Source organism: Halomonas sp. SIMBA_159 (assembly GCF_046536035.1).
GTDB classification, from domain to species: Bacteria; Pseudomonadota; Gammaproteobacteria; order Pseudomonadales; family Halomonadaceae; genus Vreelandella; species Vreelandella venusta_A.
This window is the reverse complement of the sequence record NZ_JAWJBT010000477.1, coordinates 1-276: the sequence shown is the minus strand read 5'-3', so window position 1 is coordinate 276 and position 276 is coordinate 1. Positions and strand designations below refer to the sequence as shown.

At 43.8% G+C, this 276-nt stretch carries 1 pseudogene; it reads left to right on the top strand.

What is annotated here, in order from left to right:
* Nucleotides 1–276 (top strand): annotated as a pseudogene (locus R0J87_RS20095) (hypothetical protein); the annotation flags it as partial.

Sequence of the window (276 nt, the reverse complement as noted above, 5' to 3'; positions counted from 1 at the left end):
ATTGGCGTAACAGCAACCAGTTTTCTCGCTGAAAAATTACAAGCATTGTCAGTAGCCTACGCACACAAAACTCTGACACCTAAAATGCTTGAGCACTTTATCGAAGAAGCAAGCCAGGGCACGGAGTTGCTGCAATCTAACCTCATACGGGCTTCTGAACTGATTGCCAGCTTTAAACAAATAGCGGTTGATCAGACCAGTGAAGCCGTGCGTACTATTAATCTGGCAGATTACCTGCACGAAGTTATCCGTTCATTGCAACCTAACTTTAAAAAG